Source organism: Lujinxingia vulgaris (assembly GCF_007997005.1).
Classification (GTDB): domain Bacteria; phylum Myxococcota_A; class Bradymonadia; order Bradymonadales; family Bradymonadaceae; genus Lujinxingia.
This window is the reverse complement of the sequence record NZ_VOSL01000006.1, coordinates 1-18,281: the sequence shown is the minus strand read 5'-3', so window position 1 is coordinate 18,281 and position 18,281 is coordinate 1. Positions and strand designations below refer to the sequence as shown.

Below are 18,281 nucleotides of genomic sequence, written 5' to 3'. Positions count from 1 at the left end.
TGCCCGCGGAGGCCAAGACCAACTCGGCCAGCCATGCCTCAGCGGCGGGCTTGCCGACGTCACTCCGCCCCTTTTGTTGTCAGCCGTAGAGGCCCCGCATGTTGCAGGTCTTTCAACTCATTGAGATTGCGCTCCCGCTGGCTTACCTGGCCATCTTCGCGCTCTACGTTCGCCGCTTTGTGGCCCGTAAGGATCGCGGGGATCAGCGCTTCTGGGGCTCCCCCCTGCTCTACGGGACGCTGGGCACACACGCGCTCTATCTGGCGCTGCGCGGTGTGGAGCTGAACCACTTTCCGGTCTCCTCAAAAGGTGAGTTTCTCTCGCTGCTGGCGCTGGCCATCGGGCTGATTTATGCGCTGACCGAACGGCGTCATGGTGAGCCCAACACCGGCGCGTTCTTCGTGGGGCTGGCTGCCGTGGCGCAGACCTGGTCGTCGCTGATCATCGATCCCAACACGGCCCACCCCCTCTTGCACGAGCACCCGATCTACGGGGTGCATGTGATCTTCATCCTCTCGGGCTTTGTCTCGCTGGCGATCAGCGCCATCTACGCGCTGATGTACGTGCTGCTCGCCAGGCAGCTTAAGAGCCGTGAGCTGGGCGCGCTCTTTCGGAGGCTCCCCCCCTTAAATACCCTTGAGAACATGAGTCGGCTGGCCACACTCGCCGGCATCGTGCTCCTGGGGCTGGGGCTTTTTTCGGGGCATTTTGTCGCGATCTACGTTCTGGACGACTTTAGCTTGCTCGACCCCAAGATCGTCATTACTTACGTGGCCTGGGCCGCCTACGCGGTGGCCTTTATCTGGGCGAAGCTGCGCAAGCTCAGCGGGCTGCGCATGGGCTACCTCTCGCTCGGGGGCTACCTGGCGCTGATCGCGTCAATGGTGCTCGTCAACACCTTCTTTAGCTCCTTCCACACCTTCCAATAGCATGACCTCACCCAACCGGCTCACCCTCATCTCGTTTAGCCATCGCAACGCGACGCTGGCTGAACGCGACGCCCTGGCGATGAGCGCTGCAGACATTGCAGCGCTGGTACCGCTCTGCCGTCAGCGATGGCTCAGTGAGGCCGCGGTGCTCTCGACGTGCAACCGCACCGAGATCTACCTCTACGGCCCCACGCCGCGCACCCTCTGGGAGGAGCTGGCCCCGGAGGTCGCCCGGCTGCGGGGTATGGAGCTGGCCGCGCTGCCCGCGCCGATGATCGCCTTCGACGATGCGGCCGCGCGCCACGCCTTCCGCGTGGCGGCTTCGCTGGAGTCGCTGGCCCTGGGGGAAAACCAGATCCTCGCTCAGGTCAAAGATGTGCATGACCAGGTGCTGGCCAACCCCGCCAAATCGCCGGTACTCGACCGCCTCTTTCAGTTCGCTATTCGCGTCGGCAAGCAGGTCCGCACCGAGACGGCGCTCTGCGAGGGGGCCGTCTCGATCAGCTCGGCGGCGGTGGATCTGGCCAGCAAGATTTTTGGTGACTTCAACCAGCGTGAGATCGTGCTCGTGGGCGCCGGTGAGACGGCGGAGGCCGCCGCGATGCACTTTGAGAAGAGCGGCGGCACCCGATTCGTAGTGCTCAACCGCTCCGAGGAGCGCGGGCGCCTGCTGGCCGACCAGTTCAAAGGCACCTACCGCCCGCTCGAAGAGCTCGAAGACGCCATCGTGAGCGCCGAGGTCGCCGTCTTTGCCACCGGCTCACCGGATTATCTGCTCACGCACGCCGCGCTCAAGTCGGTGATGAAGGCGCGCAAGCGCCGTCCACTTTTCCTGATCGACATCAGCAACCCGCGAAACGTCGACCCGGAGGTGGCGCGCTTCGACAGCGTGTTCCTCTACAACATCGACGACCTGGAGCACGTAGTGGCCGCCAACCTGGCCACCCGCAAAGATGAGATCCCGGCGGCGGAAGCCATCATCGAACAGATGCTCGATCAGTGGCGCGCCTGGCAGCAGTCGATGGCTGTGACCCCCACCATCGCGTCTCTGGCCCGCTACTTTGAAGACGTCTGCACCCAGGAGATTGACCGCCACAACAAGCGCATCTCCGAGCAGGAGCGGGTGATGCTCGAAGAGTTCAGCCGCGGGTTGGTCAAAAAACTTCTGCACAACCCCATCTCGTACCTGCGCACCTCGGTGGCCAACAACACGCTGCGCTCCGAAGATCTCAACCTGGTGCTCTCGCTCTACAACTTACAGAACAACGATGAGAACCCCGATGAACCTTAAGCTCGGCTCGCGAAAGTCAGCGCTGGCGCTGTGGCAGACCCATCACGTGGCCGACCTCTTGCGGGCGGCGCACCCGGGCCTCACCGTCGAGATCGTCACGATGGACACCCTGGGCGATCTGCGCACCGACGTGCCGCTTCCGGCCATTGGAGCCAAAGGGCTCTTCACCCAGGAGCTGGAGGCGGCGCTGGCCTCCGACGCCATCGACCTGGCGGTGCACTCGCTCAAGGATCTCCCCTCGACCCTGCCCGAGGGCATGAAGTTCGCCGGAAGTCCGCGGCGAGCGAGCCCGCTGGATGCGTTCATCTCCACGCGCTACGCGTCTTTTGATGAGGTGCCCGACGGGGCGACCATTGCCACCGGCAGCCAGCGCCGCAAAGCGCAGCTCTTGCACCGCCGGCCTAACCTGACCTTTGCCGATCTGCGCGGCAACATCGGCACCCGCCTCGAGAAGCTGGAGCGTGAGGGCTTTGACGGCATCATCATGGCGCATGCCGCGCTGGAGCGCCTGGAGATGGGCGACCGAGTCACCTCGGCGCTGCCCGCCGACCAGTATGTCCCGGCGGTAGGCCAGGGAGCGATCGGCCTGGAGTCGCGCATCGGCCGCGACGACATCGACGCGCTGATCGCCCCGATCCTCGACGAGGCGACGATGCGCGCGGTCACCGCCGAGCGCATCTTCATGCGCCGGCTCGAAGGGGGTTGTTCGGTGGCGCTGGGGGCTTACTGTGAGCCGGCCGAGGCGCCCGGGCAGTGGGTCTTTCATGCCTGGGTCTCCTCGACCGATGGTCAACAGTGCCTGCATGAGAGTCGCACTGGCGAGGAGCCCGACCAGCTCGCAAACGCGCTGGTCGACGACTTCCTGGAGCGCGGCGCCCGCAGCATCCTTCGCGCATGACCCCCACCCCGGAGACCGCGTTGCGCATCCTGGACACCGGCACCCGACCCGCCGCCCCGGTTGAGGGCGCCGAGCTTTTGCACTGCCCGGCGCTGCTGGTGGCCTGGCTCGAGCTTGACGCCGACGTCCTGCGCGCGCGCCTGGGCGCTCCGCACCTTGTGATCTTCTACAGCGCGCGCGCCGCCGAGGCTGTGCTCGCCAGCGAGGTGTTGACCCGCCAGAGCGCCCGCGACCACCACCTGGTGGCCGTGGGACCGCTCACCGCTGAGCTCCTGGCCAACGCGCTGGGCGTGGCGGTGTCGGTGCCCGCCGAGCATCATTTTGAGAGCCTTAAAGACCTCCTCGAGAAGGTCGAAGCGCGCGACATCCTCGCCTTCGGACTGCTCGATAAAGAGCGCGACTTGAGCGCGCTGGCCGAGCGTCGCGGCGTTGCCTTCCACCCTGTGCCGGTCTATGAGAGCGTGCCCGACATCGCCGCGCTTCGCGCGGCCCTGCTTGAGCATCGCCCCCACTGGATCACCGTGACCAGCTCCCGCGGCGCCGAGGCCCTGCACCAGGCGCTTGACGCCCTGCCCGCCATGGAGACACGGCCGCGACTTGCGGCCATTGGCGAGCGCACCGCGGAGCGACTTCGCGACCTCGGCTTACCCGTCGACCTTATTGCCCCGAGCCCCGACCGCGACCTTCTGGTCGAGGCCATACTTCAGGACCCTTCATGAACCGCCGCCAACGCTTCCTCGCCGCCTGCAAGAGCCAGCCTGTGGACCGCCCGCCCATCTGGGTGATGCGTCAGGCCGGCCGCCACCTGCCCGAGTACCTTAAGCTCAAAGAGAAGTACTCCTTCCACGAGCTGGTGCAGACCCCGGAGCTTGCGCTGGAGGTCACCACCCAGCCCCTGCGCCGCTACGATATGGACGCGGCGATCCTCTTTAGCGACATCCTGGTGATCCCCGAGGCGCTCGGCCAGCCCTACCATTTCCGCGATGTGGGCGGCATCGAGATGGAGTTTGCGCTCAAGTCGAAGGCCGACATCGACAAGCTCTCCATCGACGCGATTGAGGAGAAGCTGGCCTATGTGCCCGCGGCCATCAAACTGATTCGCGAGGAGCTCGGCGATGAGCGCGCGCTGATTGGCTTTGGCGGAAGCCCCTGGACGCTTGCGACGTATATGATTGAGGGCGGCTCCTCCAAAACCTACGCCCGCGCCAAGCAGATGTTCTACTCCGAGCCCGCGCTCTTTGAGGCGCTCATGGAGAAGATCACCGCCGGGCTGGTGCGCTACTTCGAGATGCAGATCGACGCCGGCGTCGACGCCCTGCAGATTTTCGACAGCTGGGGCGGCGTGCTCTCGCCACACGCCTTTGAGCAGGCTTCCACGAAGTGGATGGGCCGGGTGGTCGAGGCGATTGGCGGGCGTGTGCCCACGGTGGTCTTCTCCAAGGGGATGCATCATCTGCTCGACCCGCTGGTGGCCACCGGCGCCGACGTGCTGGGCGTGGACTGGACCGCGCGTCTGAGCGATGTGCGTCGCGCGCTGCCGGCTAACGTGGCGGTGCAGGGCAACCTCGACCCGATCATCCTCAACACCACCCCGGAGATCGTGCGCAAAGAAGCCACGCGCATCCTCGATGATATGCGGGGCGTCGACGGGCACATCTTTAACCTGGGTCACGGCATCACCCCCCAGGCCAAGATCGCGTGCATGGAGGCGCTGGTCGAGACGGTGACCTCCTACGGTCAGTAACCCGGCCTTTGAGCGGAGCCACCATGACACCTCATATCGCCGTCTTAGGAGCGGGCATCTCCGGGCTCTCGATCGCGTACGCCCTGGAGCAGGCCGGGATGCGCGTGACCCTCTTTGAGGCCAACGCGCGTGTGGGTGGGCCACTGCGCTCCTCGCGCATCGACGGCTACCTGGTCGAGCACGGCCCGCACACCCTCTTTCAGCGCACCGCCGCCCTGGCCTCGTTGCTCTCGGAGCTGGGGCTGGATGACGCGATCGTCGACGCGCGCGAGAGCGCCTCGCGCCGCTATGTGGTGCGCTACGGTCGACCGCTGGTGTTGCCGCAATCGCCGGCGGCTTTTTTGAAGAGCGAACTTCTCTCCACCTCGGCCAAACTTCGCCTCCTGGCTGAGCCGCTGATTCCCGGCTTCGATCGCGAAGGCGTCGATGAGAGCCTGGCGAACTTCGTCGAGCGCCGCCTGGGCCAGGAGGTGCTCGACTACCTGCTCGATCCTTTCGTGGGAGGCACCTACGCCGGCGACCCGCGCCAGATGTCGGCACGCCACACCTTCGGGATGCTTAAAGAGCTTGAGGATGAGGCCGGCTCCCTGGTGCTCGGCGCCATCAAACGCAAACTTCAACCCTCCGACTCCGAGACACCGCCGGCAAAGAAACGCCTCCTCTCATTCACAGGTGGCCTTCAGACCCTGACCGACGCGCTCGCGGCCAGACTCAACGGTGACCTTAAGCTCGGCGCCCCGGTGACCGGGCTTCGTCGCGATGAAGGCAGCTGGCGAGTGCTCTACCGCCGCGGCAAATCCACCGCCGGCGTCAGCGTGGATGCGGTCGTCTCGACCCTGCCCTCCTACGCGCTGGCCGATCTTCGTTTCAAGGGTGTGACACCTCCGGAGCGCGCGCTTGAGCGTGTGAAAAACATCACCTTCGCGCCCTGCACGCTGGTCTCCACCGGCTTTAAGCGCGAGGACGTTGCCCACCCCCTCGACGGCTTTGGGGTGCTCGCCCCCCGGGTCGAAGAGATGCACACCCTGGGCACCCTCTTTATCTCCTCAATGTTCCCGGAGCGCGCGCCCGAGGGCCGCGTCAACCTCACCACCTTCGTGGGCGGGGCGCGCCAGCCCGAGCTCGCGCTCCTCGATGATGACGCTGTGGTGGAGCTTGTAAAGTTCGACCTCAACCGCATCCTCGGGCTGCGCGCCGAGCCCGACTTTGTGCACGTCTCGCGCTGGGAGCGCGCCATCCCCCAGTTTGAGGTGGGCCATCAGCTGATCCTCGACGCCTATGCCTCGCTGGAAGAGGCGATGCCCGGCGTCTTCTTTGCGGGCAACACCCGCGACACCGTCGCGCTTCCCGCGCTACTTAACGCGCGCCACGACCACGCCGCGCGCGTCACCGACTTCCTTCAACTCGCCACTTCCCCGGCTTCATCATGAGCTCTTTTGACCTGACTCGCCGACCGCGCCGCCTGCGCGCGAGCTCGCATATTCGCGATCTTGTGCGCGAGACGCATCTTCGCCGCGATGATCTGATCATGCCGATCTTTGTGTCGCACGGCAGCAACATCCGCCGCGAGATCCCCTCGATGCCCGGCATCTTCCAGCACTCGCTCGACGAGCTCGACCGCGAGCTCGACGCCATCAGCCAGGCCGGCGTCCCGCGCGTGATCCTCTTTGGCATCCCCGAGCACAAGGACGCCGTGGGCTCCGACGCCTTCGATACCGAAGGTGGCATCATCCAGCGCGCGGTGCGCCACATCAAAAAGAGCCACCCGCACCTCTACGTCATCACCGACGTCTGTTTTTGCGAATACACCGACCACGGCCACTGCGGCGTGCTGGCCGACGACGGGCGCCTGCTCAACGATCCGACCTTGAGCAACCTGCAACGTCAGGTGCTCTCGCACGCCCGCGCCGGCGCCGACATGGTCGCGCCCTCGGGCATGATCGATGGCATGATCGGCGCGATGCGCCAGGCGCTCGACGAGGACGGGTTTAGCGATCTTCCCATCATGAGCTACGCCGTCAAATACGCCTCGGCCTTCTACGGACCTTTTCGCGACGCGGTCGACTCGGCGCCCCAGTCCGGCGACCGGCGCGCCTACCAGATGGACCCGGCCAACGCCCGCGAGGCCCTCATTGAGGCCGCCCTCGATGTGGAGCAGGGCGCCGACATCCTGATGGTCAAGCCCGCCCTTGCCTACCTCGACATCGTGGCCAGTATCCGCGCCAACTTCGACCTGCCGGTGGCGGCGTATAACGTCAGCGGCGAGTACTCGATGGTGAAGGCTGCCGCGGCGAAGGGTTGGGTGGATGAGCGCGCGCTCGCCACCGAAAAACTTCTCGCGATGAAGCGCGCCGGCGCCGACATCATCATCACCTACTTCGCCCGCGACCTGGCCGGCGAACTTAGCTGACCTCTCTTCTTCAGGCATGTAGTTATGAGTAAAGGTGTCCTGCTCGTTAATCTGGGCTCTCCCGACTCCACCGATACCGGCGATGTGCGCCGCTACCTGCGCGAGTTTCTGAGCGATCCGCGGGTGCTCGACATCAACCCGATTCAGCGCTCGGCGCTGGTGAACTTAATCATCGCTCCGACCCGCGCGCCCAAGTCGGCCGAGGCTTACAAAGAGGTGTGGACCGAGCAGGGTTCTCCGCTTATCGCCACCACCTACCGGGTGCGCGATCTTCTGCGCGAGCGCATCGATCTTCCGGTGGAGGTGGGCATGCGCTACGGCAACCCCTCGACCGAGTCGGGCATCCGCGCGCTGATGGCCCGGGGCGTCACCGAGCTCTTTCTGGTGCCGCTCTACCCGCATTACGCCATGTCGAGCTATGAGACGGCCGTGGCCAAAGTGCAGGACACGATGGACGCCATCGCGCCCAACATGCGTCTTGTGGTGCAGCCCCCTTTTTACAACGACCCGCAGTACATCGACGCTGTTCTGGAACGCGCCGAAGGCGCCCTGGCCAGGAAGCCCGACCACGTGCTTTTTAGCTTCCACGGCATCCCGGAGCGCCACGTCAAAGCCACCGACCCCTCCGGCTGCTACTGCCTGCGCATGGAAAACTGCTGCGAGATGCGCCACCCGGCGCACAGCTTCTGCTACCGCCACCAGTGCTTCACCACCGCGAAGATGTTGGCCGCGAAGGCGGGCCTGGAGCGCGAGCAGTGGTCGGTGTCGTTCCAGTCGCGCCTGGGGCGGGACCCCTGGCTCAAACCCTACACCGACTTCGTGCTCGAAGAGCTCCCCTCAAAGGGCGTCAAATCCATCGCGGTGTTCTCGCCAGCCTTTGTGGCCGACTGCCTGGAGACGATCGAGGAGCTGGGCATGGAGGGCAAAGAAGAGTTCCTCAAAGCCGGCGGCAAAGATTACGTCCTTGTGCCCTGCCTCAACGACTCCACCCTGTGGATCGACCTCCTTGAGCGTTTTGTGACCGACTACCTCGACGGCAAACTCGCCGCCTGAGTGTCGACGCGTTGCTCCCCGAAGATCGCATCAGACCTTAACTTCTCACCAACTCAGGAAGCCTCCGCTATGCTCGAAAAAAGCCAGCAGCTCCTTCAGCGCGCCACCAAATCCATCCCCGGCGGGGTCAACTCGCCAGTGCGAGCGTTTAAGTCTGTTGGGGGCACCCCGCCCTTTATTGAGCGCGCCGAGGGAGCGTATCTCTTTGACGCCGATGGCAACCGCTACATCGACTACGTGCTGACCTGGGGCCCGGCGATCATTGGTCACGCCCACCCGGAAGTGGTCGAGGCGTGTCAGGCGGCGATGGCGAAAGGCTCGTCCTTTGGCGCGCCCACCGAGTTGGAGATCGAGCTGGCCGAGACGATGATCGCGCGCGTGCCCGGGCTCGATGTGGTGCGTCTGGTCAACAGCGGGACGGAGGCCTGCATGTCGGCGATTCGCCTGGCGCGCGGGGCCACCGGTCGCGACAAGTTCATCAAGTTTGCCGGCTGCTACCACGGTCACGCCGACTCCTTTTTGATCGCGGCGGGCTCCGGCGCGCTCACCCTGGGCACGCCCAACTCCCCCGGCGTGACCGCGGGCACGGCCAGGGACACGCTGCTGGCGCAGTTCAACGATCTGGACTCGGTGCGCAGCATCTTTGAGACCTTCCCCACCGATGTGGCCGCGATCATTCTGGAGCCGGTCTGCGGCAACACCGGCTGCATTCCCCCTGATCCCGGGTTCCTCGAGGGCCTGCGAGAGCTTTGCGACGCCCACGGCACGGTCCTCATATTCGACGAGGTCATGACGGGCTTCCGCGTGGGCTACGGTGGCGCTGCGGGCCGATTTGGCGTCACTCCCGACCTCTACACCTTCGGCAAGGTGGTGGGCGGGGGCTTCCCGCTGGCCGCCTACGGCGGCCGCGAGGATCTGATGCGTCATGTCGCCCCCGACGGGCCGGTCTACCAGGCGGGCACCCTCTCGGGTAATCCGATCGCGGTGACCGCAGGCCTGAAGACCCTGCAGCTGCTCACGCCGGAGGTCTACGAGCAGCTCGAGGCGGCCAGCCTGCGCCTGAGCAAAGGCATGCAGGCAATCATCGACAAACATGGCTACCCGATGACCCAGCACCGCGTCGGCGCGATGTTCGGAGTCTTCTTCAGCGACCAGACCGTGCATACCCATGAGGACGTGCATGGCTGCGACCTGGATCGCTTCAACGCCTTTTTCCACGCCATGCTCAAGCGCGGCGTGTACCTGGCGCCCAGCCAGTACGAGGCCGGGTTTTTGTCGACGCACCACAGTGACGAGATTATCGATCAGACCCTTGAGGCGGCCGAAGACGCGCTGGCCGAGGTCTTCGCGGCCTGAAGCACGCCCATCCCCACTTGCCAAAAGGAGCCACCGTGACCGAGCACGAGCCCAACTTTTCGCATCAAGAGACCGAAGCCGGTGGCTCCATCTATCTGGAGCGCGATGGAGAGCGGGTGGCGTCGATCGACTACCGACGCGCTGCGTCGGGAGCGATGGAGGTGCACCATACCTTTGTCGACGAATCGCTGCGGGGACAGGGGATGGCGCGAAAGCTGGTCGCCGAGGCCGTCGAGCATGCGCGCACGACCGACTGCAAGATCTCGCCATCCTGCTCCGCGGCGCGCGCGATCCTGCAGAAGACGCCGGAGTACCACGATGTGCTTGAGGCGGCCTACCTGCCCTGAGCGCCGAGAAGGGCTCGATTAAAACCAGAAATCCCCCCGAGAGGACGCCGAGTCGGCGTCCTCTTTGCGGATCAGGGGCACAAAACGCACCTGCCCGAACTCTTCGCGTCGGTAGCGCCGCTCGGAGGTGCGCGTCACGCGCACCAGGGTCTGCGCGGCGCTCGATGCCCCCAGGGGCATCACCAGCCTGCCGCCGACACGGAGCTGCTCCAGAAGCGCCTCGGGGATGGTGAGGGCGCCGGCGGTCACGATGATGCCTTCAAAAGGCGCGACCCCGGCCCACCCGAGTGAGCCATCGCCGCTGCGCACCGCGACGTTATCAACACCTAAATCCGCCAGAGTGTGGCGCGCACGTTCGGCGAGCTCATCGACCCGCTCGATGGTGAAGACCTCGTCGACGAGCCTGGCGAGTACGGCGGCCTGGTAGCCCGATCCGGTGCCCACCTCCAGCACGCGGTCGTGGGGATGGGGTCGCAGAAGCACCGTCATCCAGGCCACCAGATAAGGTTGCGTGATGGTCTGGCCGCCCCCGATCGGCAGTGCCGTATCCTCGTAGGCCTCCGATCGGTAGCGCCGGGGTACAAAGCGCTCCCGCGGCACCTCACCCATCGCCTTTACTACCGGCTCCAGCTCAATGCCCCGGGAGCGGATCTGCTGCTCGACCATCCTCTGGCGCGCCGGGGCGTAGCGATCCTCTTGTGCGTCTGACATCACGGCTCCGCGTAACGAGGAAGTTCATCGCTGCTGATCGCAAAGCTGCACACCCGCGGAGTTGCACCAAACCTGAAGGCCCACACCTTGAGCGAGGCCGACGGCTGGATTAGGCTTGCCTGGCGCTGTCTTCCTCCACCCCGGCTGACCGATGTCTCGACGTCCTGAAGTTCTCATTCGCTGCGGCGCTGCGTTGCTGCTCAGCGCACTGTTGGCCGCCTGCTCCTCCGACGCGGCGCCCGCCTGCCAGAGCGATCTGGACTGCTTCGATGGCGAAGCCTGCCAGGGGGGCAGCTGCACGGCGGTGGCGTGTCTGGAGCCCGCACGCGCCTGCAACCCCAATGAGGGGCCGGCCTGCTGTGAGGGGACCTATTGCGCCTATGACGAGCCCTGCAACGTCAGCACCGAGGACGGCTGCTTCACCCGGGGGACGTGTGAGCCAAAGCGCGAGCCCGGCGAGCCCTGCGACGACGCCAGCCAATGCGCCGGTCCCGGGGCGTTTTGCTCCGGGCCGGCCGAGGGCCCGGCCACCTGCAAAATCGCCTCCGAGGAGCTCGACCAGCAGCGCTGCGAAGAGAACGCCGACTGCTCGAACGCCGACGGCATCCGCCGCGCCTGCGAAGACACCTATTGCAGGCGGATGAGTGGCGAGCCCTGCGAGGCGAATAACGAGTGCGCGTCGAACCTCTGCTCTCCCCTGCTCAACCGGAACACCTGCACCTGAGAACCCTCCTCGCCACTGGCACGCTCTCTGCACCTATTCAGCGACGAAGCCCGAATCACGGGCGCGTTGGATACGCGTCACCCCATGCTTGAGAGGCCTGCCATGTGTTCTGGACAACACCTCCTCCATCGCTTCGCGATCGCCCTGATGACGCTGACGATGAGCCTGGGCGCCTTTGTTGATGAAGCCGCGGCGACCAGCCCCGAGCTCGGCCCGCTGCGTTGCACGACCGATGCGACCATCGCCGAGACGCTCGATTGCCTGGAGAGCGACGCCCCCTTCGAGGTGTTGCCCGAAAGCGAGGACCACTGCGCTATCAGCATCACGCTGACCAACCGATGCGAGCACGCGTTGAGCTTCTATGACGGCGAATGCGTCGCGCTGGAAGCCGATGGCGAGCTGGATGAGCGCTGCCTCCTGGCCGAGATCCCCGCCGACGCAGAGCTGGAGGTTCCCCTGGAGGCCGGGCTCGACGAGGCCGGTGAGCCCTTCATCGGCGAAGACACAACCTCGGCGTTTCTGCTGGCGGACGATGGGGATGTGGCTCACGAGGTGAACCTGAGCCTGGAGCAATCCTACAGGCTTCCGCCGGGCCAGCGCTCCGACGAGGGCGCGCTGGATTGCAGCAGCAGCGGCAGCCCGTCGAGCCCCAACCGCCTGCTGATCATCTTGCTTCTGGGGTGGTTCGGCCTTCGCGCGATGGCCGCCGCGCCGCGCGCAGGGGCTCGGGCCTGAACGCAACTCGGGCCCACCGCTAGACGGCCCTGCGCGCTCATGCGATGGTTTGCTCGGACACCTTCCTCCCACCGAGGAGCATCGCATGGCACGCGTCACCGGCATTGGCGGCATCTTCTTTCGCGCCACCGACCCCAAAGCCCTTCAGGCCTGGTACGTCGAACATCTGGGGCTTCCCGACTTCGATGGCTACGTCATCTTCAAGAACAAAGAGGAGACGCAGCCCGAGGCTTACAGCATCTTTGCGCCCTTCAAGAAAGACACCGAGTATTTTGGCGACGAGCGCCAGTCCTTCATGATCAACTTCCGCGTCGACGACCTCGACGCCATGCTCCAAAGCCTGCGCGACGCCGGGGTCGAGGTCGACGCGAAGACCGAAGATTCGGAGTTCGGCAAGTTTGGCTGGGCGGTCGACCCGGAGGGCAACCGCTTTGAGTTGTGGGAGCCGCCGACCATTCCGTTTAGCCCCGACGCCTGAGTTCGTTGGAGCGTTCTTTTGTATAGCTCCCTGAACGAAAACACCCCCGAGATCCACGTGAATCTCGGGGGTGTTTTTCATTCAGGCAGTGCGTTTGATGTTGGGGGGCATCAACGCCTCACCCAACTTCGGACCCAGCTCCCCTGATTAAAAATTACCAGATGCGCACGCGCTCCTCCGGCGGCAGGTAGAGGGCGTGGTCTTCGGTCACATCGAAGGCTTCGTACCAGGCGTCGAGGTTACGCACCACGCCGTTGACGCGGTACATGCCCGGGGAGTGCGGGCCGTTGACGAGCTGGGCGCGCAGCGCATCGTCCCGGTAGAGCGAGCGCCAGACCTGAGCCCAGGCTAAGAAGAAGCGTTGGTCGCCGGTGAAGCCGTCGATCACGGGCGCTTCGCCCTCGGGGTAGGTCTTCTCGACGAAGTTGCGGTAGGCCGCATACGCCATCTGCATACCGCCCAGATCTCCGATGTTCTCCCCCATCGAGAGCTTGCCGTTGATGCAGAGATCGTCGATCGGGCAGAACTGCGAGTACTGCTCGCCAAGTCGGCTGGAGGCCTCCTCAAAGGCGGCGTTGGTCTCGGGGGTCCACCAGTCGCGGATGCGCCCCTGAGCGTCGAAGCGGCGGCCCTGGTCGTCGAAGCCGTGTCCGATCTCATGGCCGATGACCGCGCCGATCGCGCCGTAGTTCATCGCCGGGTCGGCGTGGGGGTCAAAGAACGGCGCCTGCAGAATGCCCGCCGGGAAGGTGATCTGGTTCATCAGCGGGTTGTAGCTCGCGTTGACCATCTGCGGCGGCCAGCTCCAGCGCTCGCGGTCGACGGGCTCCTTGAAGCGCTTGAGCTCCTCATTCCAGCGATGCTCACTGATGCGCATGCGGTTGCCAAAGTAGTCGTCGGCCGCAAGCTCCAGCCCCTCGTAGCTGTCCCACTTCTCGGGGTAGCCGATGCGGGGCTCAAAGGTCGACAGCTTCTCCAGAGCCTGCTCCCGGGTGGCGTCGTCCATCCAGTCGAGGGTCTTGAGGCGGCCCTCAAAGCCTTCGGTGAGGTTCTGCACCAGATCTTCCATCTGGGCCTTAGACTCCGGTGGGAAATGCAGCGCGACATACTCCTGGCCGACCGCATGCCCCAGCGTCCAGCCTACAAGCTCGGTGCCACGGCGGTCGCGCTCGCGCTGCTCTTCGGTGCCGCGCAGTGTCTTGGAGTAGAAGTTGAAGCTGGCCTCATCAAACCCGCTCGGAAGCCAGGAGGCGCGGTCCGAGATGAAGTGGAAGGTCAGATAATCTTTCAGAAGATCGAGCGAGGCGTTCTCAAAGACCTCGCCAATCCCCTCGACCGCGCTTGGCTGCGAGACGATGACCTTCTCGATGTCGGTCAGGCCGCGGATCTCCAGGCCTTCGGCGAGCTTGAGGGAGGGGGCCAGCGCCTGATACTCGGGCACGCTGAGCACGTTGTAGGTCTCTTCGATCTGGCGGGAGCGCTCGCGGGTCCAGTGTGCCCGGGCGATCGCCGTCTCCAGCTCCAGAATGGCCTCGGCTTTGGCCACGCCGTCCTCGATCTCGGCCAGCTCAAAGAGGCGCGCGATGTACTCGACGTAGGCCTGGCGGTACTGCACAAAACGCTCGGACTCATCCAGGTAATAGTCGCGGTTGGGCATCCCCAGCCCGCTCTGCCCCGAGCTCACTGTGTAGACCGTGGGATCGGCGGGGTCAGGCATGATGCGCACGCTGACCATCACCGGATAGACCGGGTCGGCCATCAGGCGGGCGGCAGCCTCGTGGGAGTCCAGCGCGTTGATCGCGTCGAGATGGGGCGTTAAGGGGCTCAGGCCGGCCTCTTCGATGCTCTCGGCGTCCATCCAGCTCGCGTAAAGATCGCCGATGAGCTGGGTGTTGCTGCCCGGCTCACCGCCCTCTTTTGCCGCCGCGAGGATGATCTGGTTGACCTGCTCCTCGGCTTCCAGGCTGAGCATGTCGAAGACGCCGTAGCGGGCGCGGTCGGAGGGGATCTCGGTGGTCTCCTGCCAGGTGCCGCTGGCGTAGGCGTAGAAGTCATCGCCGGGCACAACCTCGGTGTCCATGCCTTCGGTATCAAAGCCGAAGTTACCAAAACGCGGCTCACCGGTGGCCTCCGCCTCTTCAGCCTCCTCGACCTCCACGCCGAGCTGTGGCTCGGTCTCTTCGCTCGCACTTTGCGGCTGGGTCGCACAGGCCGCCCCCACCGCCAGGCCCAACCCGGCCAACCACCAGCTGCTCTTCTTTAACCTCATATACGCCTCGTTTGTCTCGTCACATGGCTATGCCATCTGCCCGGGCAGACGGCGCTACGGCTCAAAAACTCGCAACCTGCTTAAACGCCATCACGCTCCTCGGCAATCCTCGCGCAACGCGTGTCTTCGGGAGAATCTTCGATCGGCCCTCCCCAAAACGCCCGGAATTATGTATACTCTGCGCGCTTTATGGGTGCACAGGTCACCTCTTCCCCCCGACCTTCCGCTGCGCCCTGCGTTCGTCGCCGTCCCTTCGGACAGCCTGGTTGACCCTCTGTAAAGGCCCCCATGACTCTCGGGCTTGGTTTCATCCTTGTTCTCATCGCGCTTGTGGGCGGGGTGTGCATCACCACGATCGGCCCCGGTGGCATCTTCGTCACCATCGCGCTCTTTTTGCTGCTCGACATCGATCCGGCCACCGTCGCCGGCACCGCCAGCGTAACCTTCATCGGTACCGGCCTGCTGGGAAGTTACGCCTACTTGCGCTCCGGCCAGCTTGCGACGCGCACCGCGCGCAACGCCGCGCTGATCTTAAGCCTCACCAGCGTCGTGGGCGCTTTTGTGGGGGCGCGGCTCAACACGGTGCTCGACGCCGACCTTTTCGGGCTCTTACTCGGTGCCTTCGTGCTGATGACCGGCGTGATCATCTTTGCGCTGGAACGCTCCCGGGCCCGCGCGCTGGAAGCGCCGGCCGACTTCGAGCTCGACTCCCCGAAAGGCCGCCTCGCGATGGCAGGGCTGGGCCTGGCGGTGGGGCTTCCCGGCGGCCTGCTCGGCGTCGGCGGCCCGGTGCTCGCCGTGCCCCTGATGGTGGTGCTGGGCGTGCCGATGCTGCTGGCCGTAGCGCTTGCCCAGGTGCAGTCGATCTTCATCGCGGCCTTTGCGGCGCTGGGCTTTGCGATGGTCGGCGCCATCGACTGGGGACTGGCCGTGCTTGTGGGCATCCCCCTCTTCATCGGCACCATCGCCGGCTGGGTCATCGCCCGCCGCATCGACCCCACTCGCCTCAAAACCGGCCTGGCGTTCGTGCTTGTTGCCCTGGGCATCTACATGCTCTCGGGCGCCGGGGCGACATAGCGCTCCCGAAGGCCTGGCATCGCGCCACACTCCGGCGCGTCTTCCCTGAAGCGATCACCCCGCAACGCTCCCGCTGCGCGAGCTCACTCGCCAGGGTTCCCCGCACCCTTGCCCCTTTCCACCCCTCACACAACGAGATCTCATGTTGAAAGTGCAGTCCCTTATGAAGCGTTTTTTCGAGAAGTACGGCCTGAGCTTTGTGATGGTCGCCAGCTACTTTGGTAGTGGTTCGATCTACATCGCAAGCCAGGCCGGAGTGGAGTACGGCTACACCCTGATCTGGGCCGTCATCGGCGCGGTTCTCCTGGGCTTTATGGCGCAGGACATGAGCGCGCGCCTGGGCATCTTTGGCGACACCCTGATGGGCTTTATCCGCAAAAAGATCGGCAAAGGTCCGGCGCTGATCATCGCCCTTTTTCTCTCCCTGGGGTGCATCGCCTGGACCGTCGCGCTGACCGCGGCGGTGGGCATGTCCGTGGAAATTCTGACCGGTGAGGCGCTGGCCTGGCAGCCGGTCGCGCTCGTTGCCGGGGTGGGGGCGATCCTCACAGGCGTGCTCAAGTACGACCGCGTCGAGAAGTTCGTGACGGCCATGATGTTCGTGCTGCTCGTGCTCTACATCGTCGTCGCCGGCGCCAGCGGCCCCTCCCCCATGGAAGTCGCTCAGGGCTTTGTGCCCTCACTCCCCGACCAGGGCGCAATGCTCTTAGGGGCAGCCATCCTGGGTACGACGGCGCTCTGGCCGAACTTCTTTCTGGAGTCGATCCTCGTCAAAAAGAAGGGCTGGACGACCAAAGACGATCTCTCGGATGTGCGCCACGACTTGAGCTTTGGATACATCGTCGGCGGTATCATCACCGTGTGCATCATCGTGGTCTCGGCGGCTGTGCTCCGCCCGGCCGGCTACACCGAGCTGACCAGCTTCATTACGCCCGGAGAAGCCCTGGCCGAAGTTCTTGGCGAGTGGGCGATGGTCGTCTTTTTGCTCGGAGTCATCGGCGCTGCGTTTAACAGCATCGTGCCGATCATGTGGACCATCCCCTACATGATCCTGGAAGCGGTCGACGCCCCCGAGAAAGACCAGGATTCCAAAGCGTTTAAGACCATCTACGCCGGCGGCATCCTTTTGGGGATGTCCTCCCCCATTGTCTCGGCGGTAACCGGGCTGACGATCGTGCAGATGATCACGCTCTTCCCGGCCTTCAACGGCGTCTTCGGGCTTCCCCTGACCGCGGCCTTCCTCTTCTGGGCGGTGAACGACAAGAGAACGATGGGCGAGCATGTCAACGGCTGGAAGAGCAACCTGATCAACGTGGTGCTGGTGATCTTTGCGACCTACGTGGCGATCAGCTCGGGCCGCGGGGTGCTCGACGCCATCTTTGGCGGCATGCTCGGCTGAGCGGCTTGCGATAACCCCCTCAAAGGGGGGCTGGCCATCGGGGTCGGGGTGTGCTTAACGTAGCGTAACAATTACCCCGACCCCCGAGCGAGACGCGCCGACGCTGCGACTCGCCAGCACATCGGAGCCCACTACGATGGTCCGCCCCCTTCTTCGTTTCCTCATCCTCCTTTGTTTTGCCCTGGCCATGGCGGCCTGCGGCGACGACGCCTCGGTCCTCCCGGCGGTGGCCGATCCCGCCTGCGACGATGGTGTGCAGAATGGCACCGAGACCGACGTCGACTGCGGTGGCACGTGCGGCGCCTGCGATTTGGAACAAAGCTGTCTGGAGAACAGCGACTGCGCCAGCGAGGTCTGTGACGAAGGCGTGTGTGTCAGCCCCGCGCTTCCCGACCCCACCTGCGACGATGATGAGCATAACGGCAACGAGACCGATGTCGACTGCGGCGGCGACTGCGGCGCCTGCGAAGACGGCTTGAGCTGCAACCTCCCCGAAGACTGCACCAGCGGCGTCTGCGACGACGGCTCCTGTGCTGTGCCCACCTGCGACGATGGCGTGCAAAACGGCAATGAGACCGATGTCGACTGCGGCGGCGACTGCGGCGACTGCGATGACGGCCTGATGTGCAACCTCCCCGAAGATTGCACCAGCGGCGTCTGCGACGATGGAACCTGCGCCGCACCCACCTGCGACGATGGCGTGCAGAACGGCACCGAGACCGATGTCGACTGTGGCGGCGGCGACTGCGGCGACTGCGATGACGGCCTGATGTGCAACCCCCCCGAAGATTGCACCAGCGGCGTCTGCGACGATGGAACCTGCGCCGCACCCACCTGCGACGATGGCGTGCAGAACGGCA

The 18,281-nt window shown here is 65.0% G+C and carries 17 protein-coding genes and 1 pseudogene; 16 read left to right on the top strand and 2 right to left on the bottom strand.

Annotation, left to right across the window (positions count from 1 at the left end; translation table 11 throughout):
- Positions 1–98 precede the first annotated feature (98 nt).
- From ccsA to FRC96_RS00875, 10 genes are all read left to right on the top strand, one after another.
- A complete protein-coding gene (gene ccsA, locus FRC96_RS00920) occupies positions 99–929 on the top strand; it encodes a cytochrome c biogenesis protein CcsA (RefSeq protein ID WP_146972166.1) in 831 nt (276 codons plus the stop codon).
- 1 nt (position 930) lies between these two features.
- Complete coding sequence (gene hemA, locus FRC96_RS00915; RefSeq protein WP_146972165.1) at positions 931–2,220, top strand: glutamyl-tRNA reductase; 1,290 nt, start codon at positions 931–933, stop codon at positions 2,218–2,220.
- Positions 2,210–3,118 (top strand): hydroxymethylbilane synthase, encoded by a 909-nt coding sequence (gene hemC, locus FRC96_RS00910; protein ID WP_230469706.1) that lies wholly within the window; start codon positions 2,210–2,212, stop codon positions 3,116–3,118. Before hemA ends, hemC begins: the two co-directional genes overlap by 11 nt.
- Positions 3,115–3,837 carry a uroporphyrinogen-III synthase gene (locus tag FRC96_RS00905; RefSeq protein WP_146972163.1) on the top strand — a complete coding sequence of 241 codons (723 nt, stop codon included), beginning with the start codon at positions 3,115–3,117 and terminating at the stop codon, positions 3,835–3,837. Before hemC ends, FRC96_RS00905 begins: the two co-directional genes overlap by 4 nt.
- Complete coding sequence (gene hemE / locus FRC96_RS00900) at positions 3,834–4,862, top strand: uroporphyrinogen decarboxylase (RefSeq protein WP_146972162.1); 1,029 nt, start codon at positions 3,834–3,836, stop codon at positions 4,860–4,862. Before FRC96_RS00905 ends, hemE begins: the two co-directional genes overlap by 4 nt.
- 23 nt (positions 4,863–4,885) lie before the next feature.
- Positions 4,886–6,292 carry a protoporphyrinogen oxidase gene (gene hemG / locus FRC96_RS00895; RefSeq protein ID WP_146972161.1) on the top strand — a complete coding sequence of 469 codons (1,407 nt, stop codon included), beginning with the start codon at positions 4,886–4,888 and terminating at the stop codon, positions 6,290–6,292.
- On the top strand, positions 6,289–7,272 hold the full coding sequence (gene hemB, locus FRC96_RS00890; protein WP_146972160.1) for a porphobilinogen synthase: 984 nt from the start codon (positions 6,289–6,291) through the stop codon (positions 7,270–7,272). Before hemG ends, hemB begins: the two co-directional genes overlap by 4 nt.
- A gap of 24 nt (positions 7,273–7,296) precedes the next feature.
- The gene (gene hemH, locus FRC96_RS00885; protein ID WP_146972159.1) at positions 7,297–8,325 is read left to right on the top strand and encodes a ferrochelatase; all 1,029 of its coding nucleotides are present in this window, start codon (positions 7,297–7,299) and stop codon (positions 8,323–8,325) included.
- Between the two features lie 69 nt (positions 8,326–8,394).
- A complete protein-coding gene (gene hemL / locus FRC96_RS00880; RefSeq protein ID WP_146972158.1) occupies positions 8,395–9,681 on the top strand; it encodes a glutamate-1-semialdehyde 2,1-aminomutase in 1,287 nt (428 codons plus the stop codon).
- Positions 9,682–9,716: 35 nt separating this feature from the next.
- The gene (locus FRC96_RS00875; RefSeq protein ID WP_230469705.1) at positions 9,717–10,028 is read left to right on the top strand and encodes a GNAT family N-acetyltransferase; all 312 of its coding nucleotides are present in this window, start codon (positions 9,717–9,719) and stop codon (positions 10,026–10,028) included.
- Positions 10,029–10,046: 18 nt separating this feature from the next.
- Here the strand turns inward: FRC96_RS00875 and FRC96_RS00870 are convergent, their stop codons facing one another.
- The gene (locus FRC96_RS00870) at positions 10,047–10,739 is read right to left on the bottom strand and encodes a protein-L-isoaspartate(D-aspartate) O-methyltransferase (RefSeq protein ID WP_230469704.1); all 693 of its coding nucleotides are present in this window, start codon (positions 10,737–10,739) and stop codon (positions 10,047–10,049) included.
- Between the two features lie 151 nt (positions 10,740–10,890).
- On the opposite strand from FRC96_RS00870, the gene FRC96_RS00865 reads away from it, so the two are divergent.
- The 3 genes from FRC96_RS00865 to FRC96_RS00855 all read left to right on the top strand — a co-directional run bounded on the left by FRC96_RS00865 (position 10,891) and on the right by FRC96_RS00855 (position 12,676).
- The gene (locus FRC96_RS00865) at positions 10,891–11,463 is read left to right on the top strand and encodes a hypothetical protein (RefSeq protein WP_146972156.1); all 573 of its coding nucleotides are present in this window, start codon (positions 10,891–10,893) and stop codon (positions 11,461–11,463) included.
- A 102-nt stretch (positions 11,464–11,565) separates the two neighbouring features.
- The gene (locus FRC96_RS00860; protein ID WP_146972155.1) at positions 11,566–12,198 is read left to right on the top strand and encodes a hypothetical protein; all 633 of its coding nucleotides are present in this window, start codon (positions 11,566–11,568) and stop codon (positions 12,196–12,198) included.
- Between the two features lie 85 nt (positions 12,199–12,283).
- Complete coding sequence (locus FRC96_RS00855; protein WP_146972154.1) at positions 12,284–12,676, top strand: VOC family protein; 393 nt, start codon at positions 12,284–12,286, stop codon at positions 12,674–12,676.
- A gap of 154 nt (positions 12,677–12,830) precedes the next feature.
- On the opposite strand, the gene FRC96_RS00850 is transcribed toward FRC96_RS00855, so the two are convergent.
- Positions 12,831–14,945 carry a M13 family metallopeptidase gene (locus tag FRC96_RS00850; RefSeq protein ID WP_146972153.1) on the bottom strand — a complete coding sequence of 705 codons (2,115 nt, stop codon included), beginning with the start codon at positions 14,943–14,945 and terminating at the stop codon, positions 12,831–12,833.
- A 288-nt stretch (positions 14,946–15,233) separates the two neighbouring features.
- Between FRC96_RS00850 and FRC96_RS00845 the strand changes: the two genes are divergently transcribed.
- From FRC96_RS00845 to FRC96_RS00835, 3 genes and pseudogenes are all read left to right on the top strand, one after another.
- Positions 15,234–16,022 (top strand): sulfite exporter TauE/SafE family protein, encoded by a 789-nt coding sequence (locus tag FRC96_RS00845; protein WP_146972152.1) that lies wholly within the window; start codon positions 15,234–15,236, stop codon positions 16,020–16,022.
- A 142-nt stretch (positions 16,023–16,164) separates the two neighbouring features.
- Positions 16,165–17,421: an Nramp family divalent metal transporter gene (locus tag FRC96_RS00840; protein WP_230469703.1), complete on the top strand. Its 1,257-nt coding sequence runs from the start codon at positions 16,165–16,167 to the stop codon at positions 17,419–17,421.
- Between the two features lie 136 nt (positions 17,422–17,557).
- Positions 17,558–18,281 (top strand): annotated as a pseudogene (locus FRC96_RS00835) (hypothetical protein); the annotation flags it as partial.